This window comes from Pseudomonas sp. BF-R-24 (genome assembly GCF_019947335.1).
Classification (GTDB): domain Bacteria; phylum Pseudomonadota; class Gammaproteobacteria; order Pseudomonadales; family Pseudomonadaceae; genus Aquipseudomonas; species Aquipseudomonas jessenii.
The window spans coordinates 20,784-44,632 of the sequence record NZ_JAGYGG010000033.1; the positions used below are offsets into that span (position 1 = coordinate 20,784).

16 protein-coding genes are annotated in these 23,849 nt (G+C 60.1%); 1 reads left to right on the forward strand and 15 read right to left on the reverse strand.

What is annotated here, in order from left to right; all coding sequences use genetic code 11:
* Positions 1–114: 114 nt before the first annotated feature.
* The 15 genes from tssA to KGA98_RS22235 all read right to left on the reverse strand — a co-directional run bounded on the left by tssA (position 115) and on the right by KGA98_RS22235 (position 20,985).
* Positions 115–1,212: a type VI secretion system protein TssA gene (gene tssA / locus KGA98_RS22165; protein WP_223503803.1), complete on the reverse strand. Its 1,098-nt coding sequence runs from the start codon at positions 1,210–1,212 to the stop codon at positions 115–117.
* A 94-nt stretch (positions 1,213–1,306) separates the two neighbouring features.
* Complete coding sequence (locus tag KGA98_RS22170; protein WP_007978712.1) at positions 1,307–1,825, reverse strand: Hcp family type VI secretion system effector; 519 nt, start codon at positions 1,823–1,825, stop codon at positions 1,307–1,309.
* A 163-nt stretch (positions 1,826–1,988) separates the two neighbouring features.
* Positions 1,989–4,463 (reverse strand): type VI secretion system membrane subunit TssM, encoded by a 2,475-nt coding sequence (gene tssM, locus KGA98_RS22175; RefSeq protein WP_223503806.1) that lies wholly within the window; start codon positions 4,461–4,463, stop codon positions 1,989–1,991.
* On the reverse strand, positions 4,460–5,386 hold the full coding sequence (gene tagF, locus KGA98_RS22180) for a type VI secretion system-associated protein TagF (protein WP_223503808.1): 927 nt from the start codon (positions 5,384–5,386) through the stop codon (positions 4,460–4,462). The genes tssM and tagF overlap by 4 nt, the downstream gene beginning before the upstream one ends.
* Before the next feature lie 31 nt (positions 5,387–5,417).
* Positions 5,418–9,290 carry a type VI secretion protein IcmF/TssM N-terminal domain-containing protein gene (locus KGA98_RS22185; RefSeq protein ID WP_223503810.1) on the reverse strand — a complete coding sequence of 1,291 codons (3,873 nt, stop codon included), beginning with the start codon at positions 9,288–9,290 and terminating at the stop codon, positions 5,418–5,420.
* Positions 9,291–9,320: 30 nt separating this feature from the next.
* Entirely contained in the window at positions 9,321–10,034 is a 714-nt protein-coding gene (gene icmH / locus KGA98_RS22190; protein WP_223503812.1) for a type IVB secretion system protein IcmH/DotU, read from the reverse strand.
* A complete protein-coding gene (gene tssK / locus KGA98_RS22195; protein ID WP_046042543.1) occupies positions 10,031–11,374 on the reverse strand; it encodes a type VI secretion system baseplate subunit TssK in 1,344 nt (447 codons plus the stop codon). The genes icmH and tssK overlap by 4 nt, the downstream gene beginning before the upstream one ends.
* Entirely contained in the window at positions 11,371–12,126 is a 756-nt protein-coding gene (gene tssJ, locus KGA98_RS22200; RefSeq protein WP_223503814.1) for a type VI secretion system lipoprotein TssJ, read from the reverse strand. Before tssJ ends, tssK begins: the two co-directional genes overlap by 4 nt.
* A gap of 23 nt (positions 12,127–12,149) precedes the next feature.
* On the reverse strand, positions 12,150–14,747 hold the full coding sequence (gene tssH, locus KGA98_RS22205; protein ID WP_223503816.1) for a type VI secretion system ATPase TssH: 2,598 nt from the start codon (positions 14,745–14,747) through the stop codon (positions 12,150–12,152).
* Positions 14,744–15,814: a type VI secretion system baseplate subunit TssG gene (tssG, locus tag KGA98_RS22210; protein ID WP_223503819.1), complete on the reverse strand. Its 1,071-nt coding sequence runs from the start codon at positions 15,812–15,814 to the stop codon at positions 14,744–14,746. Before tssG ends, tssH begins: the two co-directional genes overlap by 4 nt.
* Positions 15,778–17,610: a type VI secretion system baseplate subunit TssF gene (gene tssF, locus KGA98_RS22215; protein WP_223503821.1), complete on the reverse strand. Its 1,833-nt coding sequence runs from the start codon at positions 17,608–17,610 to the stop codon at positions 15,778–15,780. The genes tssG and tssF overlap by 37 nt, the downstream gene beginning before the upstream one ends.
* The gene (gene tssE, locus KGA98_RS22220; protein ID WP_223503823.1) at positions 17,610–18,092 is read right to left on the reverse strand and encodes a type VI secretion system baseplate subunit TssE; all 483 of its coding nucleotides are present in this window, start codon (positions 18,090–18,092) and stop codon (positions 17,610–17,612) included. The genes tssF and tssE overlap by 1 nt, the downstream gene beginning before the upstream one ends.
* 25 nt (positions 18,093–18,117) lie before the next feature.
* A complete protein-coding gene (gene tssC / locus KGA98_RS22225) occupies positions 18,118–19,620 on the reverse strand; it encodes a type VI secretion system contractile sheath large subunit (protein WP_056723981.1) in 1,503 nt (500 codons plus the stop codon).
* A gap of 10 nt (positions 19,621–19,630) precedes the next feature.
* Complete coding sequence (tssB, locus tag KGA98_RS22230) at positions 19,631–20,164, reverse strand: type VI secretion system contractile sheath small subunit (protein WP_223503825.1); 534 nt, start codon at positions 20,162–20,164, stop codon at positions 19,631–19,633.
* Positions 20,165–20,232: 68 nt separating this feature from the next.
* Positions 20,233–20,985 carry a hypothetical protein gene (locus tag KGA98_RS22235; protein WP_223503827.1) on the reverse strand — a complete coding sequence of 251 codons (753 nt, stop codon included), beginning with the start codon at positions 20,983–20,985 and terminating at the stop codon, positions 20,233–20,235.
* A gap of 692 nt (positions 20,986–21,677) precedes the next feature.
* Here KGA98_RS22235 and KGA98_RS22240 point away from each other — a divergent pair.
* A complete protein-coding gene (locus KGA98_RS22240) occupies positions 21,678–23,843 on the forward strand; it encodes a M48 family metallopeptidase (RefSeq protein WP_223503830.1) in 2,166 nt (721 codons plus the stop codon).
* Positions 23,844–23,849 lie beyond the last annotated feature (6 nt).

Below are 23,849 nucleotides of genomic sequence, written 5' to 3' on the forward strand. Positions count from 1 at the left end.
GGCACGGTTTTACGCCGGGCACAGGCCCGGCATGGGGGAGAATAGAAGGGTAAAGAAGGGGGGCAGCGGTGAAATGGCGTCAAGCGGTGCGTCGGGTTTGTTACCGGCCGTCCATCAGGACTTCGCTTCCTTGGTCCCCAGCACGTCACGGATGTTGTCCACCACATTACTGTCCTTGATCACATCGTTGAGCCAGCCCTCGAGCGGCATGTTGCCCCATTTGATTGCGCGTTCGATCAGGTAGGGGACAGGGCTCTGGGGTTCGGTCTGCTTGAAGAACTGCGCGATACCCGCCAGCAGGGTGAACGCCTCGTCACGGGTCACCGGCGTGGTGCGCAGCGGCGTGGCTGAAAGGTCTTGAGGGATCTGGGTCATTGCAGCACCTGTAGGTTGTGCACCAGCGCTTTCGGACACGGCCAGAGTGGGTGCGACAGGGGCCGGGTGCAGTTCGATGCCGCGATCCTTGAGCAGCTTTTCGGCCAGTTGGCCGGCTCGGGACAACATGTCGTTGAGCCCGGCAAAGCTTGGCGCGTCGGGGCCAAAAAGCCTGTCAGCGGTGTTCTGCAGCCGCTGGCAAGCGTTGAGGCTGGCGGCTATTTCGCCGGCCTTGAGGCGCAGGTGATCCGAGTCGGTCAGCACCACCGAACGCTGGAACACCTCGGCGTTGATCTTGCCTTCGTCGAGGGCCGCACGCATGGCCTGGGGGTTCTGCAACGCCAGGTTTTCGACGTGCCGGGATTCGTCATAACGCAGCAGACCGTACTGTTGACCCTGGGTGATGGGCAGTCCGCCGACGACATCCGCCAGCGACGTCTTCATCCATGCCAGGCGGGCGGCGCGCTCATCGACCCCGTCCTCAAGGGAAGGGAAGAGGCCGGCCCAGAAATTATCCAGAATTCGCTCGGCCAGTGTCAGGCCAAAGGTGATACCGGTGAAATGATACTTGTGCGCCAGGGCTTCGCTGAGCCAGGCGACGAGCATCAGGTCCTTGCTCTGTCGAGCCAGGCCTTGGGCAGCCAGGGTGAGGGTCAGATCCCAGTCGGAAGACTTCAGATCGGTTTGCCAGTCACCCTGGGTCAGGTAATCGGGGTCTGCTCGCCGTGCTTCTTTCACCTGATCGAACAAGGTGGAAAAGCTCAGGTCTTCGCCGCTCCCCTCGTTGATGGGCGCTGTCAGTTCGGCCAGCGAAAGGTCGTTGAGAAATTCAGACATGGGAAACTCTGATCAAAATAAAAGAACACCGCGCCCGCCTGGCAGGCACGGTGCTGAAAACGAGCCGCGTGTGCGGCCCGTCATCACCACGGTTTTATGCGAAAACCTTGTTCGCGGTGCGATCCCAGCCACCGGTGACGTTACCGCCGCCCTGGCCATCTGCACGGCTCTGCTGGGTGTAGGTGGTCTTGATGCGGGCGAAGTTGAAGCTGATTTCTTCGATCGGCAGATCGCCAACGGCTTTGTCTTCACCGTTCTGGCTGCCGCCAGCGACCGCTTTCACGGACGACACCACGACTTCTTCCAGGTTGATGGTCAGGTAGGTGACCTTGTCGCCACCGGCGCGGTTCACGTTCAGCTGGATCTTGGCGATGTGGGTGCCTTTGCAGCAGGCTTCGAACAGCTTGGCAGAAGCCTTGTCCACGGCTTTGCGGATGCTGAAGTCGCTCAACGCAACACGCTCCGACGAAGCACCTCCCGAAGAGCTGGCAGTCGCGGAAGTTGCCTGGGTTGCGCCGTACTCGTAGCCCAGCACTTCGATCCAATCCTTGTGTTTGTCGTCCAGAACTTCACCTGGAATGCCGTCGATCTGGATGTATGCGTCAAATGCCATTTCTATTTTCTCCTTACCTTCATTTAAAGGGATGTCACCTGCGAACAGGTCACAGCCCTTCGTTTTAACCTCTTTGAAACGATCAAGAGAGGTGTCTTATGCCGGCCCGGGCCTCTCGTCGAGATGACCCGGATGCCGGTATTTCTTCATAAGGCGCGCATGCTCAGTTGAGTGCCCGCACTTCGATTTCTACCCGCCGGTTAGGCTCAAGGCAGCGGATCAGCTGGGCTCTTGGCTGCTGCATATCGCACTTGACCAAGGGCTTGTTGCTGCCTTCGCCGACGGCTTCTACCAGCTCGCCGGGTACGCCTTTGCCCACCAGGTAGGTCTTGATGGTTTGCGCCCGCTGTTTGGAAACCTGCAGGTTGCCTTGGGGGTCACCGAGTTGATCGGCGTGCCCGGCGATGATGATTTTTCCGATGTTGGGGGTGCTGAGCAGCTTGCCGGCGATCGCACTGAGCTGGCTTTGGCCTTCCGTCTTCAGGCTCTGAAAATCCGCACGGGCGAAAGCGAACAGGGTGTCCGACTCCAGCGTGATGGTTTCGATCGAGCGCAACGACTGGGTCAGCAGGCTGTTGATGTAGTTGCGCGAGCTGGAGATCAGGAACGCGTTGTCGAGGATCCGCGGCACGTCCGGCTCGTGAATCTGATCGCTGTAGAAATGGATCTGGCGGCTGGCGAATTCATAGTCCGAGGCGGCGACACTGGCGTTGCCAACCTGACGGGCAATTGCCGGGTACCAGTAATCCGGGATTTTCGCTTTCAGGAACGCAGGGTCGGCCTTTTCACGCTGGGCACGGGACAGCATGACGTAGGTGTCCAGCGTCGCCTTGCCGAACTGCGCAATGGATTGCGCCCGGTTGTCATTGGGCAGCGCCTTGGGTTCGACGCTGTCCACGCCGGTCACGGGCATCAACTCTTTGGCATTGCGTTGATAGACCTTGAGGGTGGTCAACAAATACAACGAGCGGGTCAGGTTGTCGGCGGTGGGCTTGAGCATCACGCTTTCCAGGCGGTCGAAATAGCGGCTGCGCACCAGTGGTTCTACTTTGTGGCCTTGATACAGCCCCAGACGCATGCGCAGCGGCACGCCTTGGTCGTGATGCCGCGCGTAGTAATCCGCAGTCCAGAAGCGCAGGCGGTCCAGGGTTTGCCAGGCGGTGTATTGCCCGGTAGCGGAGCGGTCATCGACGGCCGCCTGGGTCAGTTCCGCCGAGAGACTCTGCAAGGTGTTCCTGTTGTTCAGATACGACCAGCCCAACAGACTGCACAGCAGTACCGCGACCAGTCCGGCACCGCCGATCCAGGTCGCCTTGCGCCGACGCTCACGATGGTTAGTGGTGTACAGCGCCACCAGGTGCTGGTCGGGAATGATGACTTTGCGGAACAGACTGTTGATGAACAAAGGGCGCGGTTGCGCGTGACCGTTGGCGATCTCCCGATCACCTTCCAGGGAAAAGCGCTCTGTCACCTGCCGTGCGTGTCCACCCAATTCCGGCTGGTCTGCGTCCAGCGCACTGGTGAAATAGAAGCCGCGCAGCAGTTCCGCACTTTGATAAGGGTTGGCGCGCAACAGGGCATCGACGAAAAGTTGAAGCCGTGGTTTGAGGGCCGCCAGTTCCAGCGGGAACCGATACACCGCCGAATCCTGCCGGGTGATCTGGATGTCTTGGGTGACCAACTGCTGGCTCGCCACCTGTTGCCAATAGCTGACCAGTTCGTCCATCGCGACGCCGAAGCGCTGCCCCCAGTCGGTCTGCTCATAACCTTTGTGGGAAAAGGTCTTGCCCATCACTTCGCCGCGTGCGGTTTCATCGAGTTGGCGATAGAAGGGGGCGAAACCCGGCACCAGGTCGCACTTGGTGAACACCAGGTAGACCGGCAGGCGCACTTCCAGCAAGGCATGGGTTTCCTGTATGCGTTCGCGCAGGCGTTTGGCGATACGCTCCTGATCTTCGAGCGAGGCTTGCAGAATGTCGTGGATGCTGACGGTGACGATCAGGCCATTGAGCGGCCGGCGCTGGCGATGCTGGCGCAGCAGCTGCAGGAACGCGCGCCATTTGCCGGCCTCTTCCTGGTTGTTCATGTAGCGGCCGGCGGTGTCCAGCAAGACCGCTTCGGAGCTGAAGAACCAGTCGCAGTTGCGGGTGCCACCCAGACCTGCGACCCGCACACCTTCGCGCTCGGCGTAGGGAAAGTTGAGACCCGACTGGTAGAGCATGGTGCTCTTGCCTGCCGCCGGCTGCCCGACCACCAAGTACCAGGGCAGGGCATACAGCGCATCCTTGGGGTTACTGCCCCGTGGCTTGTTGCTGTGCAAGCGCTCGATGCTTTGCAGCAGACGCTCGCGCAACAGGCTGACTTCCTCCCGATCCGCCGGGCTCGCGTTCAACACGGCCTGATCGGCATCCTCGCGCAGCAGTCCTTCGAGGTTGTGATGCCGGGACACGCCCCGATAAAGCAGCAGGACATAACCGGCGGACAGGCCGAGGAACACACCGATGCCGCTCAGCAGGCTGTTGAGCGAACTGAAGCCGAACGCACGCCCGATGCCCCACACCACGAAGATCGTGAGGAAAAAGCACACCCCCAGGATGTAGGGTTGATAGCGCAAGAAGTAATACTTGATCTTGTTCATACAGGCTTCGAATCCAGGGCATCGACAAAACGGTCGATAACGTCACCCAGAGGGCGGTCGATTTCGGGAAAGGCGTGTTTGCGGTGGTGCTCGTCAAAGGCATCGAAAGACGCCAGCACGTCATAGCTCTGCGAACGGTCATGGATGCCGGTCAGCAGGCGATAGGCATCGCTGGTATTGCGTGAGGCAAAACAGATCAGCCGGGGACGCATGAAGTCGTCCGCCAGCAGGCTGATTTGCGGCACGGCGCGTTCAGGTGTCATTTGCGTCAGCCAGGTGACCCACAGATCGGCGGTCGGGTTTTTCAAGCCCCTTTCCGCCGGCAGGGGCAGGGCGATGCCGATCGGCGTTGCCTGGTCGAGGTGCTTTCTCAGGGCCAGCAGCCGGGTCAGTACGGCGTTGGTGACGAACTCCGGGTAGGCGCCTTCGAGTGCGGTGCTGATATCGCGCAGGTTGAAGTTCACCAGGAACTTGTCATGCACGCGCCGGAACAACTCGAAGTCCTGGCCTTGCAGCGGGCGCAGGGCTTTGATGCGATCGAACAGCACCGAAGTGCTTTCGCCCTGAACGGCCATGTGCAGCAGAGGCCTGATCTGCCCGCTGAACAGTTCGCCGAGAGTGAATGGATTGACCAGAGGCTCGGCATCGCTGGCCTTGAGGGTCTGGAAAATGAAAAACGGATAGCGTCGTCCACTCGAGTCCTTTGAGCTGATCAGCCCGCCCAGTAGCCAGTTACCGCTGCGTGCGCGGTAGCTGAAAGAGCACAGCGGCAATTCGTCGAACAGCTCGCGCCAGTCTTCGCGATGTTGCAGGGCGGCCAGTGCGCCTTGCAGCCAGCTGTCGAACTCGCAGACGTCGTCGCCCGCACCTTGCAGGCTGACGAAGTCCGGGCTCGCGGGCACCTTGCCGAAGCAGCCGATCATTGGCCGGTTACCTGGTTCAAGTTCCGGCTGCTCACAGCGGGCGACCCTCTGCGCCATTGAGCGCGCTCAAAGCCTTGACGTTTGCCAGGTCCGTCAGCTTGACGCCGCCGTAGTTGCGCACGGCGAGGCTGACCGGACCACTGCCGGTGTTCCAGCTGAAGCGTTGCTGGATGCCGTCAAGATCGTTGACCCGTGCGCTGTCGTTCATGCGCAGCAGGCCCCAACGGCCCGGGTAGTCGAACACCGTGATGCGTTCGCCGGTCAGGGTGACCACATCCAGGCGTGCGCCCGGCGTGGTAGTCGTGCCCGGCCACGAGAAGCGGCTCCAGCTGGTCTTGCCGTTGCGGTAGTGCTGCACCTGGCCATCGAGGGTGAAGATGATGTCGGTCAGGTTGGCGGAAGGCTCGAGCATGATCTCGAAGCCGTTGTCGCGGTCCGACAGGCTGGCGATCACCTGGCCCAACGAGCTGGCTTTGTCGATGCTGTTGACCATGTTCGGGTTGACCAGCGGCGTTGCCTTGCTGTTGCTGCTCATCCCCAGGCCTTCACCGCCGGACAGATTGCCGATTTCGTTACGCTTGAAGTTCGGCAGCAGCCCGGATTCCGGGTCGACGAAACGCTGCAGGTCCTTGACCGAGGCTTCATTGCGGCTGCCGGGCGCAATCGGGTAACGGTGCGCCATGACCTGCTCCCAGGGCTTGGCGATCTGCTGCGCCCAGGCCTTGGCAATCTGTTGGCCGGCCGGATCGCGCAGGGTTTCCCAGGCAAACTGGATCGGCAGGCTGAAGAGGCCCTGCAACGAATCGGACAGGCTTCCCTGGCTGCTGTCGACGGTGGTCTCGACATAGTTGCGCACGCTGGTCACTTCGCTTGGCAGCCCTTCGAGGGTTTCACTGATCAGCTGCTTGCTGCTCTTGCCAACGTCCTGGGAGCGCTGGATGTTGTTCATCCGCACCTTGAGCTTGCGCAAGGCCGCGAGGTAGCGGTCCATGATCGTGCTGTCGGCGCCTTCGGCGTTCTGCACAGCAAACACCCGCGATACAGGTTCGAAGCGCTTGGCCAGGCTGCCGTCGTCGACCGCCGGCAAAGGCGAAATCAGCGCGCCTGGCGATGTGTTTTTGCCATCGAAGATCCCGGTGACGCTGCTCCAGAATCCGTCATCGGGCTTGACGCCCGCTTGCAGGGTTTCGCGGGGGGCAGGGACGTCCCATTGGGTGTTGTCGTTGATCGCCGCCAGGAGGATTTTCACCGGCGAGTTCTGTACGTCGCTGAGAAGCGACAGTTGCTGGGTCGCATTGGCCATGTCGGTGAAATGACGAACGCCAACGCTGTCGATGAAGGTGTACCAGGCTTGGGTGTAGTCGCGCTTGTAGCGCGTCATGAACTCACGGATGAAATTGGCTTTCTGCACGATGCTGTCGCCGCCTTCGCCATCGAGCACCCAGTCCGATTCGTTTTGCAGGTTGCCCGACACCAGCTTGATCAGCTCAGGCTTGACGAACTGTTCCCAGCCCTGGCGGGTGAAAATCGCCGGGACCGCTTCGGTGCCGTACAGCAACTGCCGGCCGGGCATTGGCACCAGGTCGCTCAAGCCAACGGCCGGGAACTGACGGCTGGATTCCAGTTGCAGACGCAGGTATTCACGGTCCACCAGCGAGCTGGAAATCATGAAGGACTTCAGGCTGTTGCGGGTTTCGCTGATGAGTTGCTCGTTACGCGACAAGGTCGGTGCCTGGCCATTCTTGAGCAATTGCACGTAGACCGGCGAGTTGTCCTGAATCACCGCAGTGCTGACAGGCTTGTCGGCACTGGCGGTATTGGACCAGGCCACGGGCAATGCAGCGCCGACGAACTCCGGGTCTGGATGGGTGCCCGGTTGCGTGAGCATCAGGTAGAGCTTCAGCGCGTTATAGGACTCGATGATGGACGCGACTTGTCGCTCATCCAGCCGGCCGAGCATTTCCTCGGACAGCGAAAGCCCGCCGGTGGTCGCCGACAAGTCAGCGGCATCGCTCGCCGTGGCAGGGTTGCGCAGTGCCGTCAGCGCGTCGCCCCGTGCCTTGTTGGCGGCACCCTTGGCGGCAACGGTCAGGCGACTGGCTACATCACTGCTACTGCGCGGCAGGTTGTTCAAGCGGATCGGCAGTTTCTGGTCCTGCACACGGGCTTTGACTGAGCCGGGTTTGTCTGGCGCAGGCGCAAAGCTGTTCTGCGCATCCATGGTTTTGGCGAACTCATTGAAGGCGCGCATCTGCAATTGCAGTTGCAAGGTGACAGGTTCCAGCGCCTGGCTGCGCAGTTGCTGCAAGTAGGCGGTCTGCGCGACGCGGTAGACGTCATCACCACGATAGAGGCCTGCGCCCAGTTGCAGCGGCACGCCTTTGGCACGGTACTTCTCGATGGCCGAAAGTTGGTCGCGCAGCAGTTCCAGGCCTTGGCCCGAGGCGAGCAGCCCGGCACGGTCCGGGGACTGTTGCAGCTCGGTCAGTTGCTCGCGCAATGTGGCCAGCCACTGACGGTTGTTCTGGAACGACAGGGCTTGCCAGCCAATGAACGCAACACCGGCCAGTACCGCCAGGCCCAGCAAGGCAGGGCTGGCGGAGGTGTTCCTGCCAAGACGCGACTGATAGAGCGTCAGGTCCCGGTCAGGGAAGATCACCCGACGGAACGTATCGGTGATGAAGTAACTGCGGTCGCTGATTTTCCTGCCGGTGCTTTGCGACGGTTGCTCATGCTCCGGTTGCAACGCGAACGACTCGGCCAGGTCGTCTTCATATACCTGGCTCAGCTGCTGGTCGGTCTGCAAGGCGCTGGTGAAATAAAGCCCGCGCAACAACAATGGCGCACCGCTGCGACGGGTTTCGGCGAAGTGCTGGAGAAACTGCTCCAGTACGCCCGAAAGCTCGGCGAAATAGTTCGGGAAGTTCAGTAGGGCGCTGTTGGCATCGGCGCCCAACGCAATCATCTGGGCGTCGACGTGGCGACGAATGTGGCTGTGCAGGTTGGCCAGCTTGGCATCCAGCACCGGGCGCAGGCCCTGGTTGCGGATCTCGGACAACCCGAACGTCATGCCCAGCGGTTGTTGGCGCTCGTTCAGGTCCAGGCCTTCAAACGCCTGGCTGAAGCCCGGCAATTGATCGGTCTTGCTGAGCATCAGGTAAATCGGCGGATTGGCGTCCAGGCAATCGTTGTATTCCTCGATGCGTGACACCAGTTGTGCGGCGAGTTCGTTGCGCTCGGTTGCGCTGCAGGCCAGCAGTTCTGGCAGGCTCACCACCAATACCAGACCGTTGACCGCGGCCTTGCTGCGCTGCTTTTTCAGCATGCGCAGGAAGGCGGCGAATTCGCTGGCCGACGGGTCGTCCCGCAGGTAGCGGCCAGCCGTGTCGATCATCACGGCCTCGGGGCTGAAATACCAATCGCAATGCTGGGTGCCGCTTTCGGTGTCGTTGGCGCTGCTGGCAATGCTTGCGGACAGGCCCGAGCGGGTCAGCAACGAAGTCTTGCCCGCTGCCGACATGCCGATCACCAGGTACCACGGTAAATCGTAAAGGGCCGACGAACCGCCGCCACCGGCCGAACGGTCGGCGCGCAGCATGGCGATGGCGTGCTTGAGACGTTCGCGCAGCACTTGCTGATCACGGAACTCGCCGGTGGATTTGAGCGATCGATCGACTTCGATCTGCACCAGGTTTTCAAGGTTGTGTTCCGCGCGGATGCGCTTGTATTGACGTAGCACAATGATCAACAGGTAGAAGGCGCTGACGATCGCCATCGCCTCCAGCGCATAACCGCGCAGCCAACTCACGTGCGGGGCCACGAACCAGCAGATCACCAGGCTCGCCAGCCACAGGACGGGGACGAGGAACCAAAAACTTTTCAACGAGCGCAATAATGTCTTCATGTCTTCCTGACTCGATTACCTGACCTGTTTTCAGGCACTGAACAGCTGGCTGATTTGTTCGGACAACGCGGCTACGTCTTTGGCCAGCAGCCAGTCCAGCGTCAGGTAGACACCCGCGCAGACCAGCGCTATCAGCGCCAGGTAGAGCCAGAGGGGAACTTCATGGCGCAGCATCTGCGAGACCTGGTCGGGCAATGCCCAGTCAGGCGAGAGGGCCTTGGGCGTCTTGCGAAAACGCGCGATGTCCTGCCCCAAGGTGTTGGCCAGGTAGCGCAGCTGGTCCTTTTGCCCGAGGCTGAACTTGCCTTCGAAACCCAGGGCCAGGCACAGGTGGTAAACCTCGAGCACGTCGAGGTTCTGTTTGACGTCGCCACGCAGTGCGTCGATCTTTTCGAAGAAGCCTTCGCCGGCCAGGTGCACGCCGAAATAGCGGAACTGCAAGGGCTGCAATTCAAAGTGCCGACGCAATTCGTTGTCCCCGGATCGCAACACGCTTTCATCGAGAAACGCACACAGGGCGTACTGGGTGTCCTTGACCTGTTCAACGCTGTAGTTGGCGCCACGGGCATCGAGCTCCAGCGCCTTGAAGAAAGTGTCGACGCTTGCCTCGAAGGCGCTGACCGAAGTCACCTGGCGGCCCTTGCGCACGATCAGCGCCATGCTGATGAAGTCCTGTACCAGGTCTTTGAGCGTCGGTTTTTCACGGGCGGCCGCAACGGCGCCTTGCAGTACGGCTTCGGTCATTTGAGTACCGCCATCAGTTCAAGCTTGAGGTTGGTGAACGCGCTGGGCGCATAGAAAGAGATGGCCTGGGCACTCATCATTCGTTCGTAGACCCGACCATGGGGCTCGATGGAGAAGTAGTGATTGTCCAGTCGAACCGGAATCGCATTGGGCAGGCGGGTCGAGTGATTGAGGGTGACCCCCGGCATGGCGCTGTTGACCACCACTTCGATGTCTTCCGGCGAGCCGACCTTGAACGCCCGTGGCACCAGTTCCAGCAGGCTTGCGCCCGGCATGTCGGCGTGCACGGAGATGTAGAAATCCGCCTCGGCCAGCCGTGGATCGTGCAACTGCCCTTGCCAGTAGGAGGGTTTGGTCTGGGTCAGGTTGATCACCACGCACTGGTTCGGCACCACGTTATCGAGCAGCACGCGAATCATTTCGTCGAGCTTGACCAGCGAGGCCGCCGGGTCGTGGTGGTCGTATTCGGGAATGTCGTTGAGTTGTGTATCCAGCGAAAACGTCAGCAGGCCGCCGGCGAGCTCAGCCAGGAACAGGTACAGACGCTCGGGGTGTAAACGCGGGTGAGCAAGCAGGTGCGCCAGGGCAGGGTGAGCGCGGTTTACAGTGTTCAACAGCCAGAACAGGGTCACATCGCTTGAGCCAAATTCGGCGATCTGGTCCGCACGCTCGCGACGACGGCCGGACAGCGCCTTGCTCTTGGATTGCAGGGCGCCGAGCAAACGCTTGCCCAACCCGATCAGGGTGTCGTGGGTGCCCAGGTGCAGCGTCGGGTGCACGAAATGCCCGTCGAGGTTGAAACCGCCGATGTTGTTGCGCGACAGCCGGGCAATCGGGCACCAGGTGTAGCCATCGAGATTGTCGCCATCGATCAGCATCACCACGTTCAGGCGCAGGCTGGTGATTTCGTTTTCCAGGTCGCCTTCGTTGAGGTCGGGCAAGGTGTCGAACTGCTTGCGAAAACGTCGCCCGGTCTTTTGCTCCTGGCCGTCTTCAACGTAATTCAGGCCGAAGGGCTCAGGCAGTTTCAGTGCGGCGTAGACTTTCAGGTCGTTGCCCTTGAGCAGGTCCTTCAAGTCACGGGCTGCCGGCAGCGGATCGTGCTGCGGCGCGTCAAACAGGCTGCCGTCGGGAAACACCAGTTTCAGCCGCTTGAGCTGCAGGGAACCGGTGGCGAGGGCCTCCTCGTCCACTTCCAGCAACTGCACGCCCCAGTGAAAGGGCGTGTTGCGCAGGGTCGCCTGTGCCAGCTGATGCTGGTGGAACTCATCCTGATACTGGAAATGTTGTGGCAAAAGGAACATGCCTTCGGACCACATCACCCGGCTTTGCTTACTCATTGAGCGCCTTCCAATAATGAATTCAATTTCGAGTCCAGCGCTTTTTGCGCGGAGCCGGTCGCCTTGTCCTGGGCCCTTTCAATCACGGCGTCCTGAACCCGTTGGGTCAGTGTTGGCTGGACCGGCTGGTCGGGCAGGGTGGTGGCTTTGGCCAGTTGCTCCTGGGTCTTGGGTTTGTTCAGGACGTCGACACCGCTGACGGCGGACACGGTGTTGTTGTCCACCAGCACCCGCAGGCCGTCGGAGGAGAACCAGATGCCGTCCTTGCGCAGGGAGTTGGCGTCAAACGCGACCTTCCAGCGGCTGTTCTCGTCGCTGCGGAAAAAAGCCGCGACGCCGACATAGCCCGCCGCTTTGTTCAGCGGCCACTTGTCGACTTGCCCCATGCCCGGCAACAAGGTGATTTCGCGGTTTTCGATCAAGGTATTGCCGAGGGCCTTTTGCGGGTCGTCCCACAGAGAGTCGGCATCCACCGACGCAAAGCGCTCCAGCGATGTCAGCTGGTACACGCGAAGCACCACCGAAAGCGGTTTGCCGGACGCGTCGGGATTGAGCTGGTTGCCGCCGTCGGACGTCAGGATGACCTTCTCGTTATCCTCGAACAGCATGTCGCCGGCCCAGGTATTGTCGACCCGCTTGCCGACCCGGTCGGTGACGCCACAGGCGCTCAGTACCGCCATCATCACCACCGCCGTCAGGCATTTGGCCAACGCCGTCTTTTCGGGACGCTTCCCTGTATATCTCTTGTCCATGACCACTACCTGTAGATGCCCGATCAGTTCAGGCGATAGGCGAAATCGCCGTCGCTGCCCAACTCGATGTACAAACTCTGAATCGGTTTGTCCTGCGCCATGCGCTCAAGGACCCGCTGGGCCAGTTCCGGCATCAGGGTCCTGGACAAAATGTTGTCGATGTTGCGGGCGCCGCTGTCGACCTCCGTGCAGCGCGAGGCAATGGCTTTTACCAGCACCTCGTCATAGCTCAGTTGCGCTTGATGATTGCGCTCGAAGCGCTGGCGAATGCGCTCCAGTTTGAGCGCGACGATGCGCTCCAGAATCGCGTCCTTGACCGGGTAGTACGGGACGATGGTCAGGCGGCCGAGGAAGGCTGGCTTGAATACCTGATTCAACTCATCGCGCAGGCCTTCGACGATGTCTTCTGGCGTCGGTTGCGGCTGTGCATTCAGGCACCACTGCATGATGCGCTCGGTCCCGGTGTTGGACGTGAGGATGATCACGGTATTGCGGAAATTGATCTCGCGACCTTCGCCGTCATCCAGCACGCCTTTGTCGAACACCTGGAAAAACAGTTCGAGCACGTCCGGGTGGGCCTTTTCCACTTCATCGAGCAGCACCACGCTGTACGGCTTGCGTCGAACGGCTTCGGTCAGCACGCCGCCCTCGCCATAGCCGACGTAACCCGGAGGTGAACCCTTGAGGCTCGAGACGGTGTGGGCCTCCTGGTACTCGGACATGTTGATGGTGATGACGTTGCGCTCGCCGCCGTACAGGGTATCGGCCAGCGCCAGTGCGGTTTCGGTCTTGCCGACGCCGCTCGGGCCAAGCAACAGGAACACACCGATCGGTTTGTTCGGGTCTTCCATGCGAGCACGGGAAATCTTGATGCGCTTGCCGATTTCGTGCAGTGCGTGGTCCTGGCCGAGCACCCGTTCGCCCAGCAGTGCAGGCAGGCGCTGCACGGTTTCGATTTCGTCGCGCAGCATCTTGCCCAGCGGAATGCCGGTCCAGCCGGAAATCACTTCGCCGATGGTGCCGCCATCCACCAGGGCATGCACCAGCGGTTGTTCACCCTGGACGCTGGTCAGTTCGGCGCGCACCGCGGCAATCTCCTGGGCATCCGGTGCCTGATTCTCCGGGTGGCTGAGGGCGCCGAGTTTTTCCACCAGTTGCAGCTCGCGTTGCCACTGTTGTTCGAGGGCATCGCGGGTCTGCTGCTCGCCCAGCAGTTCGGTATTGAGAGTCGTCAGGCGTCGGGCATGGTCGCTGCCTTTGGCGGCTTCCTGCTGCAGTACCGAGATTTCCGCCTGCAGGTTGTCGATCTGACGCTTGCAGTCCTCCAGCGGACCCGGCTGCGCCGATTGCCCCAAGGCAACCCGGGCGCAAGCGGTGTCCAGTACGCTGACGGCCTTGTCCGGCAGTTGGCGCCCGGTGATGTAGCGATTGGACAGGCGCACGGCCTGCACCAGCGCTTCGTCCATCACCGTGACTTTGTGGTGCTCCTGCATTTTTGCCAGCAGGCCGCGCAGCATATGGATCGCCTTGTCTTCGCCCGGCTCTTCGACCTTGACCACCTGGAAGCGGCGGGCCAGTGCGGCATCTTTCTCGAAGTACTTCTTGTACTCGGCCCAGGTGGTCGCCGCGATGGTGCGCAGTTCACCCCGGGCCAGGGCTGGTTTGAGCAGGTTGGCGGCATCGTTCTGCCCGGCCTGACCGCCCGAACCGATCAGGGTGTGCGCTTCGTCGATGAACAGAATGATCGGGTGCAGGCTGCGTTTGGTTTCTTCGATCACCGACTTGAGGCGGTTTTCGAATTCACCTTTCACCCCGGCGCCGGCCTGCAACAAGCCCAGGTCGAGGGTGTGGATGGCAACGCCCTTGAGCACTGACGGCACGTCACCCTGGATGATGCGCAGGGCCAGGCCTTCGACCACGGCAGTTTTGCCGACGCCCGCTTCACCGGTGAGGATCGGGTTGTTCTGGCGGCGGCGGGTGAGGATGTCGACCATCTGCCGCACCTCGAACTCCCGGCCGAGCACCGGGTCGATCCGGCCTTCGCGAGCGCTTTGCGTCAGGTTGATGGTGTATTGGTCGAGGGCCGGTGTCTTGCCATTGCCTTTTACCGTGCTGGCGGCGTCGGCAGTGCCCAGCGGTTTGCCCGCTGCTGACTCGGCGCTGCCTTCTACCAACGCGTTGAGGTTCACCCGCAAATCGTCAGCGTTGATCTTCTCCAGCTCGGCCGCGCCCGCGATCACCACTCGGCGCAGCTCATCGTCATCGAGCAAGGCTTGCAATAGATGACCAGTACGGATCTGCGCCTGGCCGAACTCGATGGACGCCAGGACCCATGCCTGTTCGATCATGCGGGTCAGGTGCGGCGACAGGGCCGGGGTGCGGGTATTGCCTTTCTTGAACGTCCCCAGTGCTGTCACCAATTGCGCCTGCAAGCGCTCAGGCACTACGTCGTAATGACGCAGGATCGCCGGCAGGTCGTTGTCGTGGCTGTCGAGCAACTGCAACAACAGGTGCTCGATTTCGACGTCGTAATGGTGTTCCGACAGGCACAGCGCCGCGGCGCTTTCGGTGGCGGTGCGACTAGTGTCGTTCAGCTTGGCGAACAGGGACTTCAGGTTCACAGGGAGACCCCATCAAAAGGAATGTGGAAGAGCGCGCAACGGGAAGGCTCCACGTCGACGCCTGGTCGTTTGAGCCAGCCGAGCCGGCCCAGCGAAAGGTTGCCCTGGCGACCCAGGCGGGCGACGGGTACGGACTGCGGTTTGAGCTTTGGGGCCAACTGGAAGTCGAGTTCCGCACCGACATAGAAACGCACCAGTTCCAGCAGTTTCTGGTAGTCCTCGGTGCCTGGCAGGAAGCGTTGATAGTCGGCCAGTTCCAGCGGGCCCATCTCGATGCGCACGCACGACTGGTAGTCCCAGACCCGATTGCCGGCGACGGCGCTTTGCCCGAGCACGGCGTTCTTGCGCCCCAGTTGCGTGCATTGGCTGGCGTCGAGCTTCAGCCAGCGACCGGCAAACGGCTTGACCTTGAATGGCAGCGAAAAATAGAAGCTGAGCATCACTTCCAGGTTCAACGCATTGCGTGGTTTCTGGGCGAACAGGCCGGAGAAATAGCTGAACAATTCCCGGCGCAGGGGCGAGCCCTGTTTGTCGAATTTCTGCTTCTGCGCCTCGGGGCCGAAACCCGCCAGGTTAAGCAGGTAACGATCGAAGTCCGAAGTGCCGTTGCGCTCGTACTCGATATAGAACTTGTACTTTTGCCAGGCCTCGTAGAACAGCGTGGTCATGCGATGCGAAAAGATGTCGAGGAAGGCGTGCGCCGCGTCATCCCGGTACTGGATGTGTCGCTCAATCAACAGCTCGGTGTACGGGCGCGGCAAAACACCCGACGGCCCCACCAGTCCCATGAAGGTGACTTGCACTTCGGACAGGGGCAGGCCGGCTACGGACACCTTGCCTTCGCGCTCGAACTGCAAGTCGCTGACTTCACTGGCCGGGAAGTTGAGCGACAGCTGTGAGCGAAAGCGCAAAGGGTCTTCGTGCGGTCGGGTTTGCAGATCCATGCGCCCGGTTCTGCTGTAATGCAGGCGAAGCAAGCGCACCAATTGGAAAAACTCGAATCGGTGCGGCTCAGCCCTTGCCTGGTCGATCAGACCAGAGGTTGATCGCCGGTTCGCGGTGGCCATTGGACGACTCTCTTCTCGCGCTGCAAGGTGCGAAGGGTTAATTGGGTAAAGCTGTTCATGGAGCAGTACTGACCAAAGAAGTGATCAAGCACCATGCCGAACAAAAACACACCGCTGCCGGTGTATTGGCTTTCATCGAAGTTGAGGGTGATGCCGACGCCGCGAACGAAGTTCGGCCGCGGGTGGCCGATGCGCGCCACTACAGGTTCACTGCTCACCGAGACGATTCCGTTGATCTGTTTGCGGATCGCCGATACGTTGCGGTAGTTGTAGAGCGACAACAGCTCCAGCAGCACTTCGCGACCTCGGGACACCAGCGACATGTGGTTCAGCGACAGGTGCGAAATCAGCCGCCAGATCACGCCGTTGCCCAGCGGCACGCGCGCGGTGGCGGTGGGCTTGCGCAAGCAGCGGATGTCCTTGATCACTGAGTTGCCCGGGATATTGAAATCACCACGCTCGCCACCGAACGGCAACATCAGGGGCAGGTCACGGTTGCTGCAGGTCAGGCGGATGCTCAACGTATCGTTGTTGGCCTCCAACAAACCCAATTCGCGATCCACCACCCGGATAAACACGTTCGAGCCATCGCGCTGGCCGGTCTGCACGGGCCGACGCCGGGCAATCCAGAAACTTTGGCCGGGACCCTGATCGCCACGGGGTTCGAAAAACGGATGGCAGGTGCCGACCTGATCGATACCGCCGACCTTGCGCACGCGCCGCACGCGATCAATCGACACCACTTCGGCCGAACTTTGCAGGCGCACATCCGGTGTTACCGCGTACTCGTGCTGGGCGTGGGTCAACTTGATCGGCTCGGCCTGCTGGCGGAACAGGTTGATGATCGGCGTGCAATTGAGCCTGAAGTTATTGCGCCCGATATTCTGCGTCAGACGCACCAGGCGATCGCTGAGGTCGTAGTCGGAAAAGTAGAAATTGACCTCGACTTTCTCGATCTCCTTGCCCGTCAGAATGCGTGCGAAGCCCGACAGGTCGAAGAACATGAACTTATCGGGGAAGGTGAAGTACTCGTGCAGCAAGCGGTAACCGAGGAACGAACGCTCCGAGTAGTCCACCAGACCTTCGTCCAGACTGTAACCGACGGCTTTCAATGCGCCGGCCGGCAAGGCGACCTCGCGGGTGCGCCCCTGATCTTCGAAGGTCAGCGTGGCTTTGGCCAGGTTGTTGAACAGCAGTTCGTACAGTTGCAGCATCAACGTGCTTTCGCCGTCGAGGAAAAACCGCAGGTTGTCGAGTTCCAGCTTGCCGAACATCACATCGGACGTCGCCACCAGGCCAATGCGCAAGCGCGCGACCAGGTCCGCGCTGTGGCCGTTGAACGCCGAGCGTTCCATTTCGATGAATGACGCCTGTTGCACCGATACCGGCCACAGCTCGACCGGGTAGCAGGTGCGGAATTTACACACCACGCCATCGATCGGGTTGGCACTGAGTTCGGTATGCCGGGGCACACGGAACGCTTCGGTGACTTTTTCCTGTTTGCCCAGGTTGAACTCGACGATCGACATCGACGGGGTAGGGCGCAGGTAATGCGGGTACAGCACTTCGAGAAACGACTCGACGATTTCCGGTAGCTCATCGTCGAGTTTTTTATGCACCCGCGCAGACAGGAACGAGAAGGCTTCGATCAAACGCTCGGTATGCGGGTCTTCGCAGTTATCGCCCTCAATGAGCAACCGCGAAGCGATTTTAGGATACTGGCTCGCGAACTCCTGGCCCAAAAAGCGCAGGTGCGACAGTTCCTTTTCGTAATAGGGCAGCAGATCGTCGAGCATCAGTTGAGGTTCTGCACTTTGTATTCCTGGGTGTTGACCTGCAGCACCGCGTCGAAGGACACCTGACGGGTGACGTCTTGCAGGCGCAGGACCGCGTCCACGCGAAAGGTCAGCATGCGTTGGCCGGTCTGTTGGGCGAGCAATTGGACTTTGACGCTGCGAAAGCGCCGGTCGCCGACCGTGATCGCTTTCTCCAGTTGCCGCTGGATCAGCAGGCGATCCTTCGGATCAAGCACGCTGCGACTGGTGAAGTCCGGCATGCCGTAATCGAGGATGCTGCCGTTCAGGTTGACGAAACCCTCCAGCTCGTTGGCGACCAGGGACTGGCGGGTGTTGACCAGGATTTCCAGGTCGCGAACGATGCTGGCCTTGTAATCGGCCAGCGAACACAAGCGCTGCGATGACGCCTCGACGGACTGATGCGGACGGTCGTCCAGCAGACGGTCCAGCAGTGATGGCAACAGCTTGTGTTGACTTGTCATATTGCCTCCCTGGCAATGTGCTCGATCAGCCGCGTGTCGATTGCGGCAATTCAGCGACCAGACGCAACGAAGCGGTCAGCTCGTCCAGTTGGTAGTGCGGGCGCAGGTAGGTCACGGCCTTGTACACCCCCGGCTTGCCCGGCACCTCGAACACCTCGGCGCGGGCTTCGCGCAACGGGAACTTGGCCTTGGCTTCCTGGCTGGCGGTGTCGTCCAGCAACACGTAGCTCGACAGCCACTTGTTGAGGAACAGCTCGACGTCCTTGCGCGAGGCGAAGCTGCCGATCTTGTCGCGCATGATCGCCTTCATGTAGTGCGCGATGCGCGACGTGGCGAAGATGTACTGCAACTGGGCGGAAAGCCGGGCGTTGGCGTTGGCGATGTCGGTGTTGTACTGCTTCTGCTTCTGCGCCGACTGGGTGCCGAAGAACGCCGCGTAGTCGGTGCCTTTGCAGTGCACCAACGGAATGAAACCGAGGTCCGACAGCTCTTTTTCACGGCGGTCGGTAATGGCGATTTCAGTCGGGCACTTGAGGGCGATTTCACCGTCGTCGGTCTTGAACGTGTGGGTCGGCAGACCTTCCACCAGGCCGCCACCTTCGACGCCACGGATCGCCACGCACCAGCCGTAACGGGAAAACGCATCGGTGACCCGGGTGCCCAGCGCGTAGGCGGCGTTCATCCACAGGTACTTGTTGTGGTCGCGGCCATCGACGCTTTCGACAAAGTTGAATTCCTCGACCGGCGTGGTATCCGGGCCGTAAGGCAGGCGACCGAGCACGTGGGGCAGGGTCAGGCCGACATAACGCGAGTCTTCGGAGGCGCGGAACGACTTCCACTTGGCGTATTCGACGGTGTCGAAAATCTTCGCCAGATCCCGTGGGCCGGACATGTCGGTGAACGAATCCCAGCCGAACAGTTCAGGCGAGGCCGCCGAGATGAACGGCGCATGGGCGGCCGCGGCGACATGGGAAATCTCTTCGAGCAGGTACATGTCTTCCGGGCTGCGGTTGAACTCGTAGTCACCCAGCAGCATGCCGAACGGTGCACCACCGAAGGTGCCGTATTCTTCTTCGTAGATCTTTTTGAACAGCGCGCTCTGGTCGAATTCGGAAGCGGCCTTGAGGTCGCGTACCAGGTCTTTCTTCGACGCATTGAGCAAGTGAATCTTCAGCGTGGTGCTGGTTTCGGTCTGGTCGACCTGATACTTCAGGCCGCGCCAGGACGCTTCAAGCTGCTGGAACTCACTGGCGTGCATGATCTCGTTCATCTGCTCGGAGAGCATCGCGTCGATCTCGGCGATGCGCGCATCGAGCACGGCGATCAGGTCCTTGCTCGGCGTCATTTCGCCTTCCAGGATCTGGTTGACCAATTCGCCGATCAGGTCGCGGGTACGGGTGCGCTCGGTCTCGGAACGGGCCACTCGGCTTTGCGAAATGATGCTGTCGAGCAACGAGGATTGCGCGGTGAAGCTGTCCACTTCAACCAGCGTGCTGTCCTGTTGAGTCACGGTTTGCTTGTCGTTCATCGTCAGGCTCCTACGCTTTGCCGTCGGTGGCAGGGACGGTGGCTTCGCGACCGAATTCCTGGCCCAGGGTTTTCAACTTCTCGGTGTTCTGCAACACGTCCATCAGCAGCTCTTCGAGCTTGTCGTTGCCGCCCATCTTGTTGCGTAGGTCCGCCAGCTTGTTGCGCACTTCCAGCAGCTTGCGCAGCGGCTCGACCTGTTTGACCACGTTCTGCGGTTCGAAGTCTTCAAGGGCGTTGAAGTTGAGTTCGACCCCCAGTTGCGTGCCGTTCTTCGCCAGGGTGTTGTCGACGCGGTAGGTCAGGCGCGGCTTGATGCCCTTGAGCACGCCGTTGAAGTTGTCGCGATCGATGAAAATGAACTTGCGGTCCTTGAGCTTCGGCAGCGGCTCCAGCGGGTTGCCGGAGAAATCGCCCAGCACACCGACGACAAAGGGCAGCTCTTTCTTTTCCTGAGCGTCACCGATATCCACGTCGTAAGTGATATGGACCCGAGGCGCGCGAACGCGGTCGAGTTTGTGCTGGGTACTTTCCTTCTTCGCCATCGTGATCTCCTGTGCGAACAATTCGCTGCAAGTCGTTTGCGTGTCGGTCCAATGCCTGGCCGGGCGCGTTACATTCCTTCGATCGTCAGCAGCAGGCGCTGACGGATTTCATCGTTCATTTCCATGATGTTTGCGTGGCCCACCAACTCTTCGAAGCTGGTGTTGCCGGCGATCTGGGTGCTGCTGCGGATTACGGCCTCGTCGGGCAATTGCGAGCGAACCGGCGAGCTGATGACGCAAAAGGGCAAGTCGCCGAAGTCCTTCAAGCGTTCGAAACTGACGGGAAAACGCAAGCCTTCAAGCAAGCGGCTGATACCGGGTGATTTGCTCAGGCAGTAGAACAGCACCAGGTAATGCACCACGAAGCGGTACAGCTCGGCGCTGCTGCGATTGGGGTCTTTGATGACGGTACGGAAGCGGGCCAGGTCGAACGAACTGAACCCGATCACCCAGCGCACGGGGCTGGTGATGCGAATGGATTGGCCGCTTTGGGACAGCACCTTGTCGTACTCCAGCGCAAACAGTTGCGGGGTGGTACTGAGCAGGCTGAGGGGCACTTCGAGTTCGTTGACCAGCTTGTACGGGGAGGTCGAGCCGATGCGGTCGTAGAGCTCCTTGAGTTCCTTGAAATGGTGCTGGGTCTCGCGCCCGCTGCTGCGCTGCGCGCCTTGCAGGTATTCACCGAAAAACGTCTGCGGACGAATCAGCAATGCCAGGGTCGCCAGGTAATCCGAAGCCTGCGCCTTGAGCGCGTCAGAAATGGCCCGGGTCTGGCTTCGCAGCTTGATCAATGCTTCAACATCAAAAAACGTCTGAGTCATCGGTACATCATCCTTGAACACTCCACGTCCGCTACCCGGATCAATCCGGGTGTGAAGAGCTACTAATTCTCGATTGAACACCTGTCCACGAGTTGTGATTGCTGATGTTTGACATCAAAAAATCAAACTGCCAGGAATATTTGGAAGTGCGATGCTGGCATATGGATATTGAGTTGCCAGTAACCTCGTGTAGGGCAATACCGATGTCGAGAAGTTCACATGGGGCCGGATTTTTTCTTGTTTTTGATACAGGTCGCAATACTGTCTTAGTGCCACCATGTGTAGGAGATTACTTACAAAATTTTTTGAAGCCCAGCAGGAGCAAGGGTTTGGCGAGTGTGTTGGATCCAATTTTTAGTTCAAATTAAATTGTAAATAGGTGAACCGGTTCACTGAATACGAGGGGGTGCCACCGTTGAAAAAACAAGATCCGTAGGAAGTTTTGAGGTTGCTTGTAGGAAATGGCGATGAGGTGGGGCATCCAATATTCGCAAGGGGTCAGTGAATGAACGCGAGCTGTATTTGTGTGGGATTACATATCAGCGGAATTTCTGTATAACGCGCCCGGTACAACTTCGCTCTGGGAACTTCATGGCGGATTGTGCAATCGCGAAAGGACCTCCGCGCCTTTTTAAATGGACTTTTTGCTCGCCATGGCTATATGGGCGATGCAACGATTGAGGCCATGTCTCATGAAGTATCTAAAACTCATTGCCGTACTTGTTCTGTTGCCTCTTTGCCTTGGTTTGATTGGCATCTGGGAGTTGCAACGCAGCAGTGATGCCGGCTGGCAGTTCGCCAGGGCACGGGCTGAACTGATCGATATTCGTCCGCAGCTCGAAGCGCTTTCCAGGAAACGAGGCTCCAGTGCCATCGCAGTCGATGTCGACGGTGAACGGGTGGACATAGCGTTGGGCTTGTCTCGCCTGAAGGAAGCCTTAGATGCGTTTGACACTCTGATCCCGGTAAATGCGGTGAGAACCTTTTTGGCCAAAGGTGTCGTCGTCCTTGGCCTTACGGCCTCGCTGATCGGCGTGTCGGGTTTGCTCTGGCTCGGTTGGGCCGGATTGCGCGCGAGCCGGTCTCGTGAGCAACTGCTGTACAACTTTACTGAAGTCAGTCGTACCCTGCCTTACCTGTTGGTGGGCCATATCGTCTTCATGGGCTTGGCGGTCGCGGCCATCCTGGCTTTCGAAAGCCTGGTGTTTTGGCATGCGGGACAAATGATCGCCGGTGAAATCAAATTGATAGCCATCGCAATGATGGTGATACTCGGCTTCATGTACTCGATCTGGCAGATGGGCAAGCAGTTACCTGTCATGCTGCACATGTTCGAGTCGACGCCGATGCCCGTTCTCGGTCAGGAGGTCTCGGCGCAACAGGCTCCGGAGCTATGGGCGTATGTTCGCGGCCTGGCCGATCGACTCGGCGCGCTACCTCCTGAGCACATCGTTCTGGGCATGGCCGAGGGTTTTTACGTCACTTCCAGCGACGTCGATCTGCTCCCGTCGAACACCGCGCTCAAGGGCCGAACCCTGCACGTGCCGATGGTCTACCTGGGACTGCTCGATACGCAAGAAACCAGTGCGGTGATTGGGCACGAACTGGCGCACTTCGCCGGCGCCGATACCGAGTACAGCTTGCGCTTCGTGCCGATCTACGATGGCATTGGCCGCAGCCTTGGGGTGATTGCCGAAACCATGCTCCATAGCGACGTGCTGCAACGCACGATACTGTGGCCGGCATTGATGCTCGGTGAGTATTTTTTCGAGCGCTTCGAACATGCGGTGAACCATTGGAGCCGCGTGCGGGAACTGGCGGCGGACGCAACGGGCGCGGAGTTGGCGGGGAATGTCGCCACGGCCTCGGCGTTGGTGCGCATCTCTGCCATCGACCCGTTGTTGCAGGAGAGTGTATTTACCCAAGTGGCCCACGCGACTAACTCGAGTGCCGGGCACGTACTGTCCCGTGACCTGCCAACCAGCGTGGTGCAGGAACTGGCCGCGCAGTCACTGACCCTGCCCGAGGAGGAAATGGCAACCAGCCTGCCTCATCCGTCGGACACTCATCCATCCAATGGCGAGCGCATTACTTCCTTGCAAGTCACGCTCGAAGAAGCGCTGAGCCGCGGGACTCGCCCGATCATCGCGGCACAAGCCTGCGCCGCGATGGATCGCCATTTCGCCGATCCCCAGGCATTGCGTGCGCGCATTACCGAGGATTTTCTCGATCATTACGTGGAGCAGGACGCCACGGCCGTGGAAGAATTGCGTGCCCAGGCCGACAGTGTCACGGACGAAGTCCGACTGCATGAAGGCGCGCGATTGCGCGGGTGGATCACCCTGATTTGCTTTGCACTCCTTTTGCTGTCGGGCTTGGGCCTACTGATTTTGCCATTGCTGTCGCCGCCGACTTTGGAGGAGAGCAAATCGATGATGCAGGTCGCTGGCGGCGGGCTGGTCGTCTTGATGGCGTGCCTGCTGCCGTTCTCGCTGCGCATGCTCAAGCGGGCGAACAAGACCGCGTTGCTGCTGACCCCCGAGCACTTCGTTTTCGCGAACCTCAAGTCGCCATTGCCGATCCGGCACGTCGCCGATTTCGGCCTGCGAACCGGCCAGGGTGTGCACTTGAACCTGCTGCTGGAAGACGATGCCCCCCTGCCTGAATTGACTTCGCGTTCGTTCTTTTCGCCCGATGCGAAACTCGACAAGAAAAAACGCTGGGTCCAGTTGCAATTGATTCAAGTCTGCCGCGACAACAAAAAACTCAAGGACAAGGAATTGGCGGAACTGATTGGCACCTATCTGAATGCAGGTACTGCACGGCACCTGCTGCAACAGCGATTTGAGCAGGCTTGAAGGAGG